Genomic DNA, 16,699 nt, shown 5'->3' on the forward strand with positions numbered 1-16,699 from the left:
CGATCGATGATCAGTGCCCGGCGAAGGCCTCGTGCAGCCACCAGGCGCCGCCGTCGGAGGCGATCTTGGCATCGATGACGATCGGCCCCTGCGGGTCCTCCAGCCATGCGGCCACGGCGTCGAGGTCGTCCACGCCCCGCACGGTCACCCCGGTCGCGCCGAACCCTCGGGCCAGGGCCGCGACATCGGTCTCCGGGAAGGTCACGGCTCCCATGTCGACGCCGTCGCCCGCCTGGCCGAAGTGGTGCACCTCGGCGCCGTAGGCGGCGTCATTGTAGACCACGACCACGAGCGGCGTGGCCGTGCGCACGGCCGTCTCCAGCTCGCTGACGGCCATGAGGAAGCCGCCGTCGCCGGTGCCGAGCACGGGGAGCCGGCCCGGCTGCGCCGCCGCGGCCCCGAGAGCGGTCGCCAGTCCCAGCCCGATCGACTGGAACGCCTGCGTGAAGCAGAAGCCGAACTCGTCCGGCACCGAGAGGTAGGCGCTCGGGTAGCCCATGAAGTTTCCGGAGTCCACGGAGACGATCCGTTCCGCCGGCAGCAGCTCGTCCAGCCGAGCGCTGAGCACGCGCGGGTCGATCCGGGCGTCGTCTCCACCGGTCGAGAGGTCCGGGGTGTCGGTGTCGCGCCAGCGGGACCGCGACGCGATCCTCTGGCGGAGCGCGTCGGAGCGGTATCCGGTCCGCGGCCCGGACGCCGCCAGGGCCTCGGTCACCGCCCGCGCGGCGGCCGCGCTGTCGCCCAGGACGCCGAACGTGATGTCCCGGTGGGCGCCGAGTGCCGCGTCCTCCACGTCGACCTGCACTACGACGGCATCCGCGCCGATCAGCCGCCCGTGCCGCATGGTCCACATGTTCAGCGCGCACCCGAAGCCGACGATCAGGTCGGCGCCGCCGATGAGCTCGGCGGTCAGCGGGGACGAGAAGCCGCCGGAGATTCCAATGTTGAATTCGTCCCCGGCGAAGAGCCCGTTGGCGACGGCCGACGTCGCGAGCAGCGCCCCGGAAGCGGCTCCCAGCGCGAGCAGCTCCTCACCGGCGGCGCGCCCGCCGCGTCCCGCCACGATCACGGGCCTCTCCGCCCGCGCGAAGGCGTCGGCCAGGCGGGCGACGGCCGCGTCGCCGGGCTTCGCGGGCAACACCGCCTCCGGCTCCGCGACGTCGTCGAGCAGGCTCTCCGGCACGCGCTGGGACTGGACGTTCAACGGCAGGTTCAGCAGGACCGTGCGGCGGCCGTCGCGGGCGGTGCGGAAGGCCCGCACCACGTCGTCCCGGGCGCTGTCGGCTCCGTTGACCCGTTCGGGGACGGCGCCGACGCTGCGGGCGAGCCCCGGCTGGTCCATGGCGAAGTTGTTGGTCACCGCGGCGCCGGCCGTCTCGGCCGCGAGCACGAGTAGCGGCGTGCGGCTCTTCGCCGCCTCGCCGATGCCCGTGGTCGCGTTCGTCAGGCCGCACCCCTGATGGACGGAGAGCAGGCCCACCCTGCCCGACATGCGCGCGTAGGCGTCGGCCATGGTGGCCGCACCGCCCTCGTGCCGGGCCGCGGTGAAGGGCACGCCGGCGCCCCTGAGGGCGTTGGTGACCTCGAAGTTCCCGCTGCCGACGACGCCGAAGCAGTGGCCGGCCCCCAGCGTGGCGAGGGCGCGGCCGACGAACTCGGCGACGCTTATCAGTGGTCCGGATTCGTCGGGCATGCGGTTCCTCCTGTGTGAGCGGATGCCAGAACCGTCGCGGTGGTCCCGGCGAAGTCAGACAGCGCGGGCCCTCGGGATCAGCGCGACCATGAACGCCCCGAGGAGGCCGATGGCCGCGAAGATGATGAAGTTCCAGGCGAAGTCCATGTTCGCGGCGGCGACGGCGCCGCCGAGCATCGGGCCGGCGATGGCACCGACACGTGCGAACGCCAGCGCCCATCCTGTGGCGGTGCCGCGTGCGAACGAGGGGTAGTAGTCGGGAACCCAGCCGGTGAGCACCAGCGACGTCGAGATGGAGCCGATGCCCGCGATCGCGACGAAGATGTAGCTGACGAAGAGGTTCGCCGGAACCATGAGCATGACGATCCCGACGGCCCCGAGGGCGTAGAAGCTGACCAGCATGATCTTCTTGCCGTACTTGTCGGCCAGCCGGCCGATCACGAGGCCGCCTACGGCCGAGGAGAGGGCGAAGACCAGCAGGAACCCGATCGACGGACCGAGATCGTAGCCGGCTTCGCGCATGATGCTCGGCAGCCACGTGTTCAGCCCGTAGACCAGCAGCAGGCCGCAGAAGAGTGCCACCCAGAAGCAGATGGTGGCGAAGATGTACCGCGCGCTGAAGAGGAGGGTCAACGCCTGGTACCACTTCAGGTTTCCGCCGCCCTCGCCCTCGCCGGGGGTATGCGCCCAGTCGGCGACGACGAAGGGCTCGACGCCGAGACGAGCCGCCTGCGCCTCGGCGCGGTCGGCCTTGCCCGTGGCGACCAGGTACTCCAGCGACTCCGGGACGGCCTTCATGATGAAGGGCAGCAGCAGGATCGGCAGGGCGCCGAAACCCACCACCCAGCGCCAGCCGAGCGACTCGAGCGTGGCCATCGCGACGATCGCCGCCATGACGATGCCGAGCGAGTACCCGGAGAACATGACACCGTAGTTGAACGACCGCTTCTTCGGCTCCGAGTACTCGATCGTCAGGGCGGCGGCCACGGGGATGATGCCGCCCATGCCGAGTCCGCCGAGCAGGCGGAAGACGCCGAAGACCTCGGGCGTCGGGGCGAAGGCGGCACCGAGCTGCGTGAGGGTGAAGATGACCATCGAGAGCGCCAGCATCCGCCGCCGCCCGTAGCGGTCCGACAGCGTGCCGATGAAGAGCGCGCCGATCAGCATGCCGACGAGAGCGTACGATCCGAGCACACCCAGGGCGAGCGGATCGAGCCCCCAGTCCGCATACTCCTTCAACGCGGGCATGACGGCGCCGAGGACACCGACGTCGTATCCCTCGGCCAGGATGGCCAGCCAGCAGCAGAACAGAACGCGCGTGGTCACACGCTGGGGCACGGGCCACCGAGTCGTACCGCCGGCGCCCACCGCCGTAGTCGACGTCGTCATGTTTCCTCCAGGTTCGCAGTGTGATCTAGAACACCGTGAGCCTATGCGGGGGTCATGACGATCGTCAATGGATCAACATATATTTCCTGGAGCGGGGTCTTCGAGCAGGCGCCGGCGGGCTCGGCGCACGGAGCGCGTCAGAGCACGCGCTCCGGGCGGGCCAGGATGCCGGGCACGAGCCGGGCCGCCAGGAACAGTGCCCCGCGGATGAGCAGGAATCCGGCGGCGAACACGAGCACCACGGTGACGACGGCGAGCGGCTGCATGAAGAGGGCCATCCCGATGAGCGGGGCGACCAGCAGCAGGGCGCAGAGCGCGGATCCGCCGGAGACGACCCACAACGCGCTCATCATCGCCCGGGCCGTCGCCGCGCTCATGGTCTTCCGCGGCATCCCGAGCCGGTCCATCGACACGAGCACCGGCCCGCGGTCCAGGGTCGCGGCCGCCTGGTTCAAGCCCGCCGAGCACGCCACCATGAGGAACGATCCGGCCAGCGTGACCAGCACGCCGGTGGAGATGTCGACCATCAGGTACTGCTCCCCGGCGCCCGGCTCGCCTGAGGCCATGGCCTGCGAGAAGGCGAGGCCGGCGGCGGCGAACACGCCCACGAAACTGGTGACGGCCACGCCGCCCACCTGGCGCCACACGGCCTTCGGGTCGTCCAGAATCGTTCGCGCGGCGACGAGCGATTCCACGTCCTTCGCCCGCCGGTGCTGGACGCGCGCGGCGACGCGGAGGACCCATGGCCCGATCAGGTCCAGCGCCAGCAGCCCGGCGCCGAAGGCCGTGCCGAGGGCCAGCATCATCATGATCACGCCGCCGGCCTCGCCGAAGGCGGGCACCAGCTGGACCAGGATCACCGCGAGGACGACGACGCCGAGCCCGAGCAGCAGCCGCAACCACGGCGACTTGGCCGCGCGCTGGCGGGTGCGCACGCCCAGCGGGGTGACGTTGACGGCGCGCAGCCCGGCGAGAGCGCTGAGCGCGCCGAGGAGGACCACAGCCGCCGCGATCAGCGGCGCCCACCACCACGGCATCCACATGCCGGCGCCCAGCGCCTCGCCGCGGAAGGCCAGCAGGCCGACGGCCGGGGCGGCCGCCGCGTAGAGGACGACGCCGCCGAGGGCACCCAGCGCGGACAGGGTCACGGCCTCGATGAGCGTCAGCGCCCCGAGCGTCGCCTTGGAGGCTCCGAGCAGGCGCAACGAGGAGAGGCGGTCGTCGCGCCGGCGGGCGGCCATCTTCGCGGCCGAGGCGCCGACGGTCGCCAGCGGGACCACGAGCAGCGCCAGCGCGATCACGGCCAGCATCTGGTAAGTCGACGCCAACTCGTCGTCCCAGGAGAAGAACACGCGGGCGCCGGCGATGACGAGCAGGAGCAGAGCGGTGACCACCGCGAAGGAGGCGACCGGCAACAGTGCCGCGGCGCCCGGGCGCTGCGCGCCGCCGGAGCGAAACAGCGGGGCCAGGCGCAGCGCCGTCGTCATGGCGGTCATGCGTTGGCCGCCGCGACATCGGAGACGATGCTTCCGTCGCGCAGGGTCACCACCCGCTGGCAGCGGGCGGCGACGTCGGGGTCGTGGGTCACGACGACGAGGGTCCGTCCCTGCGTGACCGAGTGGAGCAGCAGATCGAGGACCTCGGTGGAGGTCGTGGAGTCGAGGGCGCCGGTCGGCTCGTCGGCGAAGATCAGCTGCGCCCCGGTGACGTGGGCGCGGGCGATGGCCACGCGCTGGACCTGTCCGCCGGAGAGCTCGCCGAGCCGGCGGTCCTCGAGCCCGGCGAGCCCGAGGTCGGCCAGCCAGCCGGCGGCGGCCGCCTCCGCGTCGCGGCGGGTGGAACCAGAGAGCATGAGGGCGACCGCGACGTTCTCCAGGGCCGAGAGCTCGCTGAGCAGCAGCCCCTGCTGGAACACGAAGCCGAGCTCCTCGCGGCGCAGCTTCGCCCGCTCGTCGTCGTTCAGCGTGTCTACCTGCACAGGGCCGGTCGACGCGTGGAAGAGCACGTGGCCGGCGCTCGGGGCGATGATCCCGGCGAGCGCGTGCAGGAGGGTGGACTTGCCGGACCCGGAGGCCCCCATGATGGCAACGGATTCGCCGCGGGAGATCTCGAGGTCGACGGAGTGCAGGGCTGGTGCGTGGGCGCCCGGGTAGGTGTGCCCGAGGCCCCGCACGGAGAGAAGATTGGTCATGATGTAATTCTGGCCCGCGGGGTCGCGGCCGCGCGTCGCCCCGGCGGCTGAAATGCGGCGGCGCGGGCCTCCGCCCTGGGGATGAGGAGTCGGGAGGATCGCCGGAGCGTCTCGCCTATCCGCTCAGCAACTGGAGTCGATTGCGGACGAAGCGCTTGAGCTTGTGGATCCTCCGCGCCTCGAAGGGCAGGGTGTCCACCGAGTCCAGCCAGGATCCGGCGGCATCCACGGTCGTGTCGATGACCCGGGCCGCTGCTCCGGGCCGCACGCCGACAGCCTCGGCGAGGGCCACGAACCGCCCCCTCGTCAGATCGGTCGTCCTCGCGCCGTCGATGCTCATCGCCATCGTGGAGTCGCCGTACAGATACGTGCACGGCAGATCGTAGGCGGGTGCGGGGCGGAACCGGCCGTCGGGGCCGGCCACTACGGAGAAGTTCTTGGCGTGGGCATCGCCGTTGCCGGAGACGTAGGCGAACACGACCTGGCGCAGGAACTCCATCGCAGCCGGCACCGGGGCTTCGCAGAGGGCAGCCAGCCCGGCGACGACCTCCTCGGTGCTCACCCGGTATTTGGCCTCCGGGTGCAGACCGAGCGCCTGGCACCCGTCCTCCACGGCGTAGGAGCGCACGGCATCGCCGCTCACCTGGCGGTCGAAGCGTTCGACGGCGAGGCCGTTGACCCCGTCCGCGTCCACCACGACTTCGGCTCGCACGGCGCGAACTCGGCTGGCACGGGCGGCGTCGAGGAAGAAGGCCTCGTTCTCGACGATGCGGGGGTACTCGGGCGGGTCGAGCTTCAGGATGTACTCGCTCGTCGTGCCGTGAACCGGCAGGGAGAGCATCTTCAGGCTCGCTTTGTCCTGCACCCCGGGCAAAGCCACCAGGTCGATGTCGATGTCGTAGTCGGCGAGGACCTCGGAGAAGCGGGTGCTCGAGAAGTCGCCGGCGTCGACTGCGATACGGGCCGCGGCCCGCTCCGGCTCCGCACCGGACGGCACCACCTGGACGTCGCCGACGGGATCGGCCCCCACCGCGAGAAGGAGGCTGAGCTCGTCATCTGCGCTGGTCTTGACGGCCCGGGTCAGGGCGCCGAGGCGCCTGCCCTCCGGCAGGAGACCGGCAAAGAAGGCCGGCACGGCGCCCGCGGTCGTGACCACCGGCTCGGTAGTGACGTCAAGGGTGCTTGCCACGGGGCCACCACCTGCCCGGACCCACTCTCCGGTGTACCGGAACTCGATGCCGACCGGGGTACGCGTGAGCTGCGCGGCCAACCGGCCTCCCTTGTAGACATCCGCCCGCTCCGTCGCGACCAGGCCCGGCAGATTCCCGGTGCTCACTCCGCGCTCCCGTCGAGCCGGGTGCGCAGCCCTGGTTCGATGCCTACCGACTCGGCGGCGCCGGACGCGACGGTCAGGTGGAGGCCGAGTACGGCGAGGACATCGAGCACCTTGCCCAGCTGTACCGTGGGCTTGCCGCGCTCGAGGGCGTGGATGAACCCGACGGAGCACCCGGCGAGGTCCGCCAGCTCCTCCTGACGAAGGCTCAACTCCTCGCGTCGCGCGGCGACGGCTCCAGCCAGTTCCCCGTACTGATCCACACGCTCTTGTAGATCAAGGCGGCTTCTGCGCAGTTTCATGCCGTTCACCTCACTAATCTTCACGCTTGCGTAGATTAATGAGGCTACGCGCTCCGGAACGCACAATCAAGCACTAATCCCCACTGTCATGAAGATCAGGGCGTTGAGGAGCCCTCAGCAACGGATCGCCTACCCGCGCAGCAGAAAAGCCTGAGCTGCAGACATGAGCCGGAGAGAGATCTCAGGCTCAGGTCATTGGCCCAGGCTTTTTCGGTGGCGCGAGGCGCGACTCACACCTCCTTGGTGTACACCACCAGCGGTGCGCCGTTGCTCGGGACGAACCAGTCGCGCTCCGGCACGTGCGCGAACCCCTCGGACTCGTACAGCGCGCGGGCCGGCTTCCACACGCCTCCCGTGGTCAGCGCCACCTTGCCCACGCCGTCGAGCGACTCGGCGTGCTCGACCACGGCGCGCACCAGCGTGCGGCCGGCGCCCGTGCGCTGCGTCTCGGGGTCGACGGCGAGCATCCGCATCTCGAGCTCGTCCTCGCGGCAGATGTCCGCGTACTTCGTCCCGAACCGGATCATCGTCACGGCGGCGACGACCGTCCCGTCGCGCTCGGCCACCAGCAGCTCGGAGTGCGCGGCGCGGTCGCCGGTGTCGGCGATGAAGTCGAAGTAGGTCGAATCGGGGTCGAAGTACCCGGTCGCCCGGTAGGACGCGACGGTCACGCGCGAGATCTCGGCGTGGTCGGCGGCGGTGGCGGTGCGGACGGACGTCTCAGTCGGCAATGTGCTGTGCTCTTACTCTGTCGAAGTTGATGAATCCGGCGGCGGCCCACGCCGGATAGGTGTCCGGGCGCAACACGGGGACGCCCGCTTCTTCGGCGATGAGCATCGCAGCGGACCAGTCGTGGAGGTGGGTGCCGAATTCGGCGTAGGCATCTAGGGTACCGTCCGCCACCATGCAGACGTCCAACGCGGCCGACCCCAGCCGGCGCATGTTCGCGAACCCGGGCATCAGGGCGCCGAGCGCCGCGACCTGGCCCACGTGCCGCTTGGGCGTGTAGCCGAAGCCGGTGCCGATCAGCGGACCGTCGGTCCCCCGGTCGGGCCCGGTGAGGCGGACGTGCTCGCCGGAACCGGTCGCCTTCCACGCGCCCTCGCCGCGGCCCGCGTAGTACTCGACGTCGAGCGCGGGCGCGACGACGGCGCCGGCCAGCCAGGTGCCGTCGTCGTCGCGGACCGCCACGGACGTGGCGTAGTAGACGATGCCGCGGACGAAGTTCGTGGTCCCGTCGAGCGGGTCGATGGACCACTCCGTGCCGGAGGGGTGCTCCGGCTCGGTCCGGCCGTACTCCTCACCCGTGATGACGTCGTGCGGCCGGGCAGCCGTGATGACCTCGCGCACGGCCTCCTCGGCGCGGCGGTCGAAGTCCGTCACCCAGTCGCCGCCGTCGGACTTGGTGTCCGTGGCGGGGCGCCCGGCCCGCTCGGCCAGCACGGCGGCCCCTGCCGCGGCGGCGCGGCGGGTGAGGGCCAGGAAATCGGTCTCGGCTGCGTTGCTCATTCGGCGCTCCCATCGTTGGTGATCAGCAGTTCGTCTCCCACGCCGTCGGGGCCGCCTGCGAGCAGGGCGCGGAAGCCCTCCTCCCCCAGGACCGGCACGCCGAGCGAGAGGGCCTTGTCGAGCTTCGAGCCGGCGGCCTCGCCGGCGACCAGGTAGGAGGTCTTCTTCGAGACCGACCCCGAGGCCTTGCCGCCACGGACGATGATGGCCTCCTTGGCCTCGTCGCGGCTGAAGTTCGGCAGGGTTCCGGTGACGACGACGGTCAGGGATTCGAGCGTCTTGGCCATGGACTCGTCCTGCTCGTCCTCCATCTTCACCCCGGCCGCCTGCCAGGAGTCGACGACGTTGCGGTGCCAGTCGACGTTGAACCAGTCGACCAGCGCGTTCGCGATGATCGAGCCGACGCCGTCCACCTCGGCCAGGTCTTCGCGGGCCGTCTCGGCGGCGACGGCGGCGCGGATCGCGTCCATCGAGCCGTACCGCGTGGCCAGGGCGCGGGAGGCGGTGGGACCGACGTGCCGGATGGAGAGCCCGACGAGCACGCGCCACAGCGGCCGGGTCTTGGCCTTCTCGAGCTCGCGGAACAGGTTGAGGGTGTTCTTGCTCGGGGCGGACGGCTTGGCCTTGGTGCCCTTGGTGTAGAAGTACGGGGCCAGTTCCCAGACGCCCGTGCCCTCGCCCTTCGAGCGCTTCTCCCGCCACACCTTCACGTCGGCGAGCGCGGCGCGCAGCGTGTCGTCGTCGTGCCCCTCGGCCAGATCGAAGATCTGCGCCTCGTTGGTGATCACACCGGCGCCGGAGGGCCGGACCACGCCGTCGTTCTCCGCCGGGTCCGGGCCGGGCCCCGCGGTGAGCGCCTGCGCGGCCTCATCGCCGAGGGCCTCGATGTCGAAGGCGCCGCGGCCGGCCAGGTGGGCGACGCGCTCGGTCAGCTGGGCCGGGCACGTCTCCGCGTTGGGGCAGCGGATGTCGACGTCGCCCTCCTTGGCTGGCCGCAGGCCCGTGCCGCAGGCCGGGCACTCGGTCGGCATCACGAAATCGCGCAGCTCGTCCTCGCGGCCCTCGCGCAGGGGCAGGACCGGGCCGAGCACCTCGGGGATGACGTCGCCGGCCTTGCGCAGGATGACCGTGTCGCCGATCTTGACGTTCTTGGCCTTCACGACGTCCTGGTTGTGCAGGGTCGCGCGGGAGACCGTCGAACCCGCCACGAACACGGGTTCCATCACAGCGTAGGGGGTGACCCGGCCGGTGCGTCCGACGTCGACCTTGATGTCGAGCAGCCGGGTGTGGACCTCCTCCGGAGGGTACTTGTAGGCGACGGCCCACCGGGGAACGCGCGATGTGTAGCCGAGGGAGCGCTGGATCGCGAAGGCATCGGCTTTGACCACGATGCCGTCGATCTCGTGGATCAGCTCGTGACGGGAGGCTCCGAACCGTCCGATGTAGTCGAGGACCTCATCCTCGGTGTCGAGCAGCTCCGAGTACGGGGAGACGGGGAGGCCCCAGGCGGCCAGCAGGTCGTAGGTCTCGTGCTGGCTGGCGGCGACGAGTCCCTCGCGGACTCCGATGCCGTGCACGAACATGCTCAGCGGGCGCTTGGCGGTCTCCGCCGGGTCCTTCTGCCGGATCGAGCCGGCGGCCGCGTTGCGGGGGTTGGCCAGCGGCGCCTTGCCCTGGGCGACGAGGTTCTCGTTGTAGGCGGCGAACTCCGCCGAGCTGATGAAGATCTCGCCGCGGACCTCGACCTCGGCGGGCCACCCGGACCCGGCGAGCTCGGTCGGGATCGACTTGATCGTGAGCACGTTGTGGGTGACGTCCTCACCGGTGGTGCCGTCGCCGCGCGTGGCGGCCCGGACCAGCCTGCCGTCCCGGTAGAGCAGGTTGACGGCGAGGCCGTCGATCTTGACCTCGCACAGCCACCGCAGCCGCTCGTGCGGGGCCTGGGTCGCGGCGTTGGTCCCCGCGCGCTCCAGCCAGACGCTCAGCTCGGACGTGCTGAAGACGTCCTCGAGCGAGTACATGCGGCTGAGGTGCTCCACCGGGGAGAACGCCGCGGAGACGTCGCCGCCGACCTCCTGGGTGGGCGAATCGTTCGAGACGAGCTCCGGGTGCAGCGCCTCGATCTCCTCGAGCCGGCCGAAGAGGCGGTCGAATTCGGCGTCGGAGACGAGGGGTGCGTCCTCGTTGTAGTACGCGAAGCGGTACCGCCGCACATCGTCAGCCAGCTGTTCGTATTCGGAGCGCAGTGAATCGTTCACGCCTACCATCCTGCCTCATCCTCGCCGTTCAGTCGTCGGCGGCGACTGTGGTGTCCAGCATCGCGAGGTCCCCGTGCGTGACCAGATGGGAGCTCACTGCGTGCTCGACGAGCCGGGCCTTCCGGTTGGTCGCGAGCTTGCCGGCCCCGCCGCGGAGCCCGGCGATGCCCGCCTTGTCGAGCTTGTCGCACACGTTGTCGAGCTTGCGGTTGAACTTCGTGATCGGCCAGCCGAGCCGCTCGGCCGCCTTGGCGCTCGAGGGGACGGAGCTCAGGCCGGTGCCGTCGCGGCGGAGCATCGGCTCGGCGAGCGCGACGACGAGCGCGCGCTGGGCATCGGTCAGGGTGACGGGGCCGATCGTGGTGGCGCCGTCGGGGTCGTCGGCGCTCCACTCCTGCCGGAACGCCGGCTGCGCCACGTGCACGCCGACCTCGTACGTCGTCGGCCCGGCCGTGAACACGACCGACGTCTGGCTGAACACGAGCGGCAGCCGGGATCCGGGCGACAACCACGCCTGCAGGCCGCCGGTCTTGTCGGCGATGGTCGCGGTCAGCCGCTTGCCGACGTTGGAGAGCCACCAGATGCCGTCGTACTGCGCCACGGTGAGGAACTTGCGGTGCAGGTACGGGTTGTCGTCGATCTCGAGGTCGCCCTCGCGGCCGATCGTGAACACGTGGTCCTCGACCACGGGGAACCACTCGCCGCAGAATTCGACGTGCACGTCATCCGCCACCGGTCGCCCCCTCCGTCTCCTGCTCGTCGCCCGTGCAGAACCGCGCCGGGTCCGAGACGTCCCCGGTGTCGCGCACGAGTTTGACCTCGATGCAGGTCTCGCCGCCGGAGCGCCGGGCCGTCGTGGCGCTCGCGGCGTCACTCTGCTCGACCTCGCCGGCCTCGGTCGCGGTGATGGTCGACCACCGGTAGAAGTCCCCGTCCTGCGGCTGGGGGTTCTCCCACGTGAACGTGACGTTCTCCCCCACCGTCGAGTACTCGAAGTTCTCGACCTGCGGCACCGTTCCTCCGATGATCGCGTCTGCCGGGTCCTGGCTCCCGCCCAGTGAGGGTGCGGCCTCACGCGGGTCCTCCTCCTGCGACAGCAGGCTCATCCCGATCGCCCCGCCGACGATGACCACGAGCCCCACCACCACGGCCACCAGGGCCTTGGGGAACTTCTGCCGCTCCACGCCCGGTTCGGCGTCCGGGAGCCGTTCGAAGCCGCCCAGCTGCTGGTCGGCGCGGGCCGGCGACGGGGACGACGACGGCGCCTCCTCAGCCTGCGCCCCGGCCTCCGCCGCGGGTGCCGCCGGCCGCACGGTGTGCTCGGGGCGCCGCCCCGGCGTCGTGCCGAAGACCGGCCCGGGGCCGGGGGTCTGGGCGCCGTCGATGGACTGGACGCTGCGCACCCGGGTGGCCTCGCCGTCGTCGTCGTGGCCGTGGTCGGCGTCGAAGGAGGAGTCGTCGAGGACCTCGAACGGCGTGACGGCGAGGCCCAGCTCGGCCTGGATCCGCTGCAGGGCGCGGGCCAGCTCCGCCGCCGAGCCGAAGCGGGACGTCGGCGACTTGGACATCGACACCGCGAGGGCCTGGTTCAGCGACGCGGGGATGTCCTGCCGGGTCAACGGTTCGAGCCGCGAGTTCGTGATGCGGTGGATCAGCTTGCTCTGGGTGTTGTCCCCGCCGCGGCGCACGAACGGCGAGTGCCCGGCCAGCAGGGTGTAGACGGTCGCGCCGAGCGAGTACACGTCCATGCGGACGCCGTCGGGGCTGCCGCCGGCGAACGCCTCGGGGGCGGACCACGGGATCGACAGGCCGGAGTCGTCGGCGGCCTCGCCCGCGGTGCCGGAGATGCCGAAGTCGGTCAGCGCCGGCCGGTTGTAGTCCGTGGTCAGCACGTTGGCCGGCTTGATGTCGCGGTGGACGATGCCCGCGCGGTGGGCCGTCTCGACGGCCGAGCAGATCTGGACGCCGAGGGCGAGGGCCTCGTCCACGCCGAGCGTGCTGCGGCGGTAGCGCGCATCGAGGCCGGGCCGCGAGCAGTACTCCATCGCGAGGTAGGAGCGGCCGTCGTCCGTGATCTCGGCCTGGTAGATCGTCACGATGTAGGGGTGGCTCGAGAGCTGGGCCATGAGGTTCGCCTCGGACTCGAAGCGGCGGCGCGCGTCCTCCCCCGTCACGTCCGCGAGCAGGACCTTGACCGCCACCCGGCGGCGGGGCCGGTCCTGCTCGTAGAGGTAGACGTCGGAGAAGCCGCCGGATCCCAGCGGGTTGAGGTAGGTGAACCCGGGGATCTCCGGGGCGGGCGCCGGCGGGCGCTTGGAGCTCATGGCAGGTCCTCGAAGCGCAGGCTCACGCCGTCGCCCAGGTCGGCGACGTCGCCGCCGAGCAGCAGGACCGCCTCGGACTTGCCGAGCCGGCGGGGCGCCTGTCCCGGCCGGATCAGGACGGTCCCGTTCGTGGCGCCGAGGTCGACGAGCTCGACGTGCCAGCCGTCGATGCGCACCTGCAGGTGCGAGCGGGAGATGTCGCCGCTCGGGCTCGAGACCTGCATCAGCCGCGGCTGCCGGTCGCCCGTGAAGCTGCGGGCGCTCGGCTGGCGGCCGAGGACGATCGACCGCGTCAGCTCGTGCTCGGACTCCCGCTGGCCGCCGCCGTCGGAGACGATCATGCGGCCGAGCGCGGGCCGCATCATCTGGTGGGCGTCACCCGTCAGCACGTCGCCGCAGACCATGCACGACGACGACGTGGGCGGGTTGGCGTGCCCCTCGCCGCATGCGCGGCCCAGGACGAATTCGCCTGCCGTCGCGCCCGGCGTCGTGTTGTGGCTGGTCAGGGTCAGCGCGTCGTCCGGCTCGCCGGAGGCCGGGCCGGAGGGCGCCGGCGCTGCCGGCTCCTCGGGCGGCAGGGCGCTGCGCATGACGGTGTGCCCGTCGTGGTCGCCGTCGCCCGTCTCGGAGGGTCGTCCCTGGATCACCGGCGGGGCCGGCTGCTGCGGCGGGGTCGGCGGCGAGGGCGGAGCCGATCGCGGTCGCTCGGGGTTCGTCCGCCACGGCACCGAGTCGATCATCTCCGAATCCGCGGGGCTCGCGGCGGGTCCGGGATCGGCCGGCGCGGGCGCCGGCGGTTCCGGCGCGGACGGACCGGCGGCGGGGCGGGACACCAGGATGGTGTCGGCGTCGTCCGCATCCTCGGCGGCGGGCTCGTCACCGGCCTCGTCGGCGGGCTCGACCGCGGGGGCCTGGGCGTCGTGGCCGCCGGTGTCGGCCTCGCGACGGCCGAGCAGCTCGCCGGCCAGCGAGATCTGCTCGAGGGAGATCGAGTCGGCGTCGCGGTCCTGGTCGTCCTCCGGACCGGATGCCGACTCCCCGGCATCGGGTGACGACGTCGGCTCCGCGACCGCCTCGGGCGCGGGGTCGGGCTCCGGCGCGGGCGCGGCGGGCTCCCGTTCGGGAGCGGGTGCCGGCTCGGCTGGAACGGGTTCCGGATCGTCTTCCGGCGCGGAGGATGACGGCGCCGCGGCAGCCGCGGGCGTCGTCGTCCCGGCGCCCGGCCGTCCGTCGCGACCGCTGGAGAGGGCGTCCACACGGACGATCCCCTCGCCGATGGGCAGCCAGTCCCCGCCGTCGCCGGCACCGCCGACGCTGACATCCCAGCTCTCGGCCGCCTGGAAACGCCGCTCCTGCCACGTCGCGACGCCGTCTCCGCTCGCCCGCTCCGGACCGTCCGGCCCCGTGGCGGTGACGGTGGCGGAGCCCCGGACCACCACGTGCGGCGCGGGATCCCGCGAGACGATCGCGAACGGCGGCAGCGAGCTGATCTTCATGTCGGCCGCACCGAGGATGTCCGAGAGCAGCGACTCGACGGTCGCGGACGCGCCCATCTCCTCCCACAGCCGGGCGACGTCCTCGCCCGGCACATCGCCCGGCAGGAGGATGACGTGCCCGGGCCGGACCAGCGCGAACCAGTCCCCCGGAAGGTAGCGCAGGCCGGTCATGACTTCTCCTCCCCGGTTGTCGTATCCCCGCCGGGGGCGGCGACCGGCTCGGTCTCGACCGCGTCCTCGGCCGCACCCGGACGCGGCATGGTGTCGGCCAGGTCGTCGTCGACGTGCCCGCGCACCGCGTCGGCCACGACGACGGTGATGTTGTCGCGGCCGCCCGTGCGCAGCGCGGCCTGGATGAGCTCGTCCACGGCGGTTTGCGGATCCGCGAAACGGGTGGCGATGTCCTTGATGTCCTCGTCGCGCAGCTCTCCGCTGAGACCGTCGGAGCAGATCAGGAGGCGGTCGCCGTGCTGGATCGGCAGGAGCCAGAAGTCGGCGCGGCTGTCGTCGCCCGTCCCGAGGGCCCGGGTGATGACGTGGCGGCGGGGATGCCACACGGCCTCGCCGGCCGTGATCTCGCCGCGGTCCATCATCAGCTGGACCTCGGAGTGGTCGACGCTAATCTGTTCGAGTTCCCCGCCGGCCAGGCGGTAGGTGCGCGAGTCCCCGACGTTGAACACCAGCCAGTACGGCTGGTCCTCCTGGTAGACGACGGCGGCGCCGGTCAGGGTCGTTCCCGCCCGCTCGGACGCGGCGACCCGGATCGCGTTGTCGGCCTCGCGCATCAGGTTCTGGATCTGCTCGGCGTTGAGCTGGCCCCCCGCCTGCCGGTAGCCCTCGGAGAGCGTCTCGACGCAGACCCGGCTGGCGACCTCTCCCGCCTCGTGTCCGCCCATCCCGTCAGCTACCGCGAAGAGCGTCTCGGTGGAGAGGAACGCGTCCTCGTTCAGCTCGCGCCGCAGTCCGCGGTCGGTTGCCTGACCGCGGTTGATGTCCACCGAGGTTTCCGGCATGCCGCCGCTCACGCGCGCTCGACTTTGAAGTAGCGATCGCCCATGTAGACAGTCTCCCCCATGCTCGCCTGCACCGGCTGGCCCGGGACCAGGTCGCGGCTGTTCCCTGCGGCGTCGGTCACCGAAGATCCGTTCGTCGAGTTGCGGTCGGTCACCCAGATCCCGCTCGTGCTGGCCTGCACCAGCAGGTGCGTCTTCGACATCGACCGGCCGATGTCGGCCAGGCTGAGCAGGTCGTCGACGGTCTCCCCGTCGACCGCCGACGGATTACGGCCGATCAGCAGGGACTCGTCCAGGACGTGCGTCTGGCCGTCGTCGAACACGAGGCGCGCCCGCGTCGCGGCGACCTCGCGGAACTGGGTGTGCCCCAGTTCGTCGTCCGGGTGCGCTTCGGGGCCGGCCGGAAGCGGCGACTGGGCGGCGGCCGGCTCGGTCGCCCGGGGTTCGGCGACCGGTTCCTCCGGGGCGGGCACGGCCGGCGCCGGCTCGGGCGCCGCCTGTGGTGCTGCGACCGGCTGGCTCTCGGCGACCGGTTGCGGGGGGTCCACCGGCGCGGGGGCAGCCGGCTGCGGCGCCCCCGGCTGCCCCGGGACCGAGTTGATGACACCGGTGAAGGCGGCATCCGTCCCGTGCTCCGCCGCCTGGGCGGCCGGCATGCTCGGAACGTGCGTCGGAGCGAAGGCCTCCGGGCCGAAGAGCCCGCCCGTGGTCAACGGGTCGCGCCCGGCGCCCACGTCCATCACGAGCGTGCGGGCGACCTTGTCGTGCCAGCCCTGGCGCTGGTGGTTCGCATCCCACAGGTTGGAGACGACCATCAGGACCGGGCCCACCACGGGGACGATGCCTGCGACGCCGACGAGCAGCCGGCGCACGATGACCCGGCCCCAGCCGGGGGCGAACCCGTCCTCGTCAGCCGTGCGCAGGCTGAGGACGACGTTGCCGATGGTCTTGCCCTGCGTGGCCTCCCACCACCACAGGAACACCCCGTAGGCCAGGGCGATCACGCTGAAGAGCACGGACGTGCCCGCGATCTGGGACAGGATCTCCGGCGCGGTCGCCGCCTGCACGAGGCGCGGGCCCATGACGGAGCCGAAGATCGCGCCCAGAATCGCGAGGGGGACCATGTCCAGCAGCCATCCGGCCAGCCTCTTTCCCGCTGAGGCGTTGACCAGGTTCATTGCTTTGGCCACT

Annotated in this window: 14 protein-coding genes; all 14 read right to left on the reverse strand. The window is 71.7% G+C overall.

The window, feature by feature from the left end; translation table 11 throughout:
- Positions 1-10: 10 nt before the first annotated feature.
- Positions 11-1,693, reverse strand: a complete 1,683-nt coding sequence (locus IE069_RS09735; protein WP_189349956.1) for a thiamine pyrophosphate-binding protein — start codon at positions 1,691-1,693, stop codon at positions 11-13.
- A 54-nt stretch (positions 1,694-1,747) separates the two neighbouring features.
- Positions 1,748-3,082, reverse strand: coding sequence for an MFS transporter (locus tag IE069_RS09740; RefSeq protein WP_189349958.1), 1,335 nt, complete (start codon positions 3,080-3,082; stop codon positions 1,748-1,750).
- Positions 3,083-3,219: 137 nt separating this feature from the next.
- Positions 3,220-4,578: an FtsX-like permease family protein gene (locus tag IE069_RS09745; protein WP_189349960.1), complete on the reverse strand. Its 1,359-nt coding sequence runs from the start codon at positions 4,576-4,578 to the stop codon at positions 3,220-3,222.
- Complete coding sequence (locus IE069_RS09750) at positions 4,575-5,273, reverse strand: ABC transporter ATP-binding protein (protein WP_189349963.1); 699 nt, start codon at positions 5,271-5,273, stop codon at positions 4,575-4,577. The genes IE069_RS09745 and IE069_RS09750 overlap by 4 nt, the downstream gene beginning before the upstream one ends.
- 115 nt (positions 5,274-5,388) lie before the next feature.
- Positions 5,389-6,609 (reverse strand): type II toxin-antitoxin system HipA family toxin, encoded by a 1,221-nt coding sequence (locus tag IE069_RS09755; protein WP_189349965.1) that lies wholly within the window; start codon positions 6,607-6,609, stop codon positions 5,389-5,391.
- A complete protein-coding gene (locus tag IE069_RS09760) occupies positions 6,606-6,869 on the reverse strand; it encodes a helix-turn-helix domain-containing protein (RefSeq protein ID WP_229791060.1) in 264 nt (87 codons plus the stop codon). The genes IE069_RS09755 and IE069_RS09760 overlap by 4 nt, the downstream gene beginning before the upstream one ends.
- A 269-nt stretch (positions 6,870-7,138) precedes the next feature.
- Complete coding sequence (locus tag IE069_RS09765; RefSeq protein ID WP_189349969.1) at positions 7,139-7,639, reverse strand: GNAT family N-acetyltransferase; 501 nt, start codon at positions 7,637-7,639, stop codon at positions 7,139-7,141.
- Positions 7,629-8,417 (reverse strand): inositol monophosphatase family protein, encoded by a 789-nt coding sequence (locus IE069_RS09770; RefSeq protein ID WP_189349971.1) that lies wholly within the window; start codon positions 8,415-8,417, stop codon positions 7,629-7,631. The genes IE069_RS09765 and IE069_RS09770 overlap by 11 nt, the downstream gene beginning before the upstream one ends.
- Positions 8,414-10,684, reverse strand: a complete 2,271-nt coding sequence (gene ligA / locus IE069_RS09775; RefSeq protein WP_189349973.1) for an NAD-dependent DNA ligase LigA — start codon at positions 10,682-10,684, stop codon at positions 8,414-8,416. Before ligA ends, IE069_RS09770 begins: the two co-directional genes overlap by 4 nt.
- Before the next feature lie 19 nt (positions 10,685-10,703).
- Entirely contained in the window at positions 10,704-11,408 is a 705-nt protein-coding gene (locus IE069_RS09780; RefSeq protein ID WP_189349975.1) for a hypothetical protein, read from the reverse strand.
- Positions 11,398-12,999: a serine/threonine-protein kinase gene (locus IE069_RS09785; protein ID WP_189349977.1), complete on the reverse strand. Its 1,602-nt coding sequence runs from the start codon at positions 12,997-12,999 to the stop codon at positions 11,398-11,400. Before IE069_RS09785 ends, IE069_RS09780 begins: the two co-directional genes overlap by 11 nt.
- A complete protein-coding gene (locus IE069_RS09790; RefSeq protein ID WP_189349978.1) occupies positions 12,996-14,666 on the reverse strand; it encodes an FHA domain-containing protein in 1,671 nt (556 codons plus the stop codon). Before IE069_RS09790 ends, IE069_RS09785 begins: the two co-directional genes overlap by 4 nt.
- Positions 14,663-15,508, reverse strand: coding sequence for a PP2C family protein-serine/threonine phosphatase (locus IE069_RS09795; protein ID WP_189349980.1), 846 nt, complete (start codon positions 15,506-15,508; stop codon positions 14,663-14,665). Before IE069_RS09795 ends, IE069_RS09790 begins: the two co-directional genes overlap by 4 nt.
- A gap of 8 nt (positions 15,509-15,516) precedes the next feature.
- On the reverse strand, positions 15,517-16,698 hold the full coding sequence (locus IE069_RS09800) for an RDD family protein (protein ID WP_189349982.1): 1,182 nt from the start codon (positions 16,696-16,698) through the stop codon (positions 15,517-15,519).
- Position 16,699 lies beyond the last annotated feature (1 nt).

Source organism: Zhihengliuella salsuginis (assembly GCF_014651715.1).
In the GTDB taxonomy this organism is placed as follows: domain Bacteria; phylum Actinomycetota; class Actinomycetes; order Actinomycetales; family Micrococcaceae; genus Zhihengliuella; species Zhihengliuella salsuginis.

Coding starts and splice junctions, on each gene's coding strand:
- IE069_RS09795 (WP_189349980.1), bottom strand. CDS start 15,508: ATGCCGGAAACCTCGGTGGACATCAACCGCGGTCAGGCAACCGACCGC.
- ligA (WP_189349973.1), bottom strand. CDS start 10,684: ATGGTAGGCGTGAACGATTCACTGCGCTCCGAATACGAACAGCTGGCT.
- IE069_RS09790 (WP_189349978.1), bottom strand. CDS start 14,666: ATGACCGGCCTGCGCTACCTTCCGGGGGACTGGTTCGCGCTGGTCCGG.
- IE069_RS09740 (WP_189349958.1), bottom strand. CDS start 3,082: ATGACGACGTCGACTACGGCGGTGGGCGCCGGCGGTACGACTCGGTGG.
- IE069_RS09750 (WP_189349963.1), bottom strand. CDS start 5,273: ATGACCAATCTTCTCTCCGTGCGGGGCCTCGGGCACACCTACCCGGGC.
- IE069_RS09735 (WP_189349956.1), bottom strand. CDS start 1,693: ATGCCCGACGAATCCGGACCACTGATAAGCGTCGCCGAGTTCGTCGGC.
- IE069_RS09785 (WP_189349977.1), bottom strand. CDS start 12,999: ATGAGCTCCAAGCGCCCGCCGGCGCCCGCCCCGGAGATCCCCGGGTTC.
- IE069_RS09745 (WP_189349960.1), bottom strand. CDS start 4,578: ATGACCGCCATGACGACGGCGCTGCGCCTGGCCCCGCTGTTTCGCTCC.
- IE069_RS09770 (WP_189349971.1), bottom strand. CDS start 8,417: ATGAGCAACGCAGCCGAGACCGATTTCCTGGCCCTCACCCGCCGCGCC.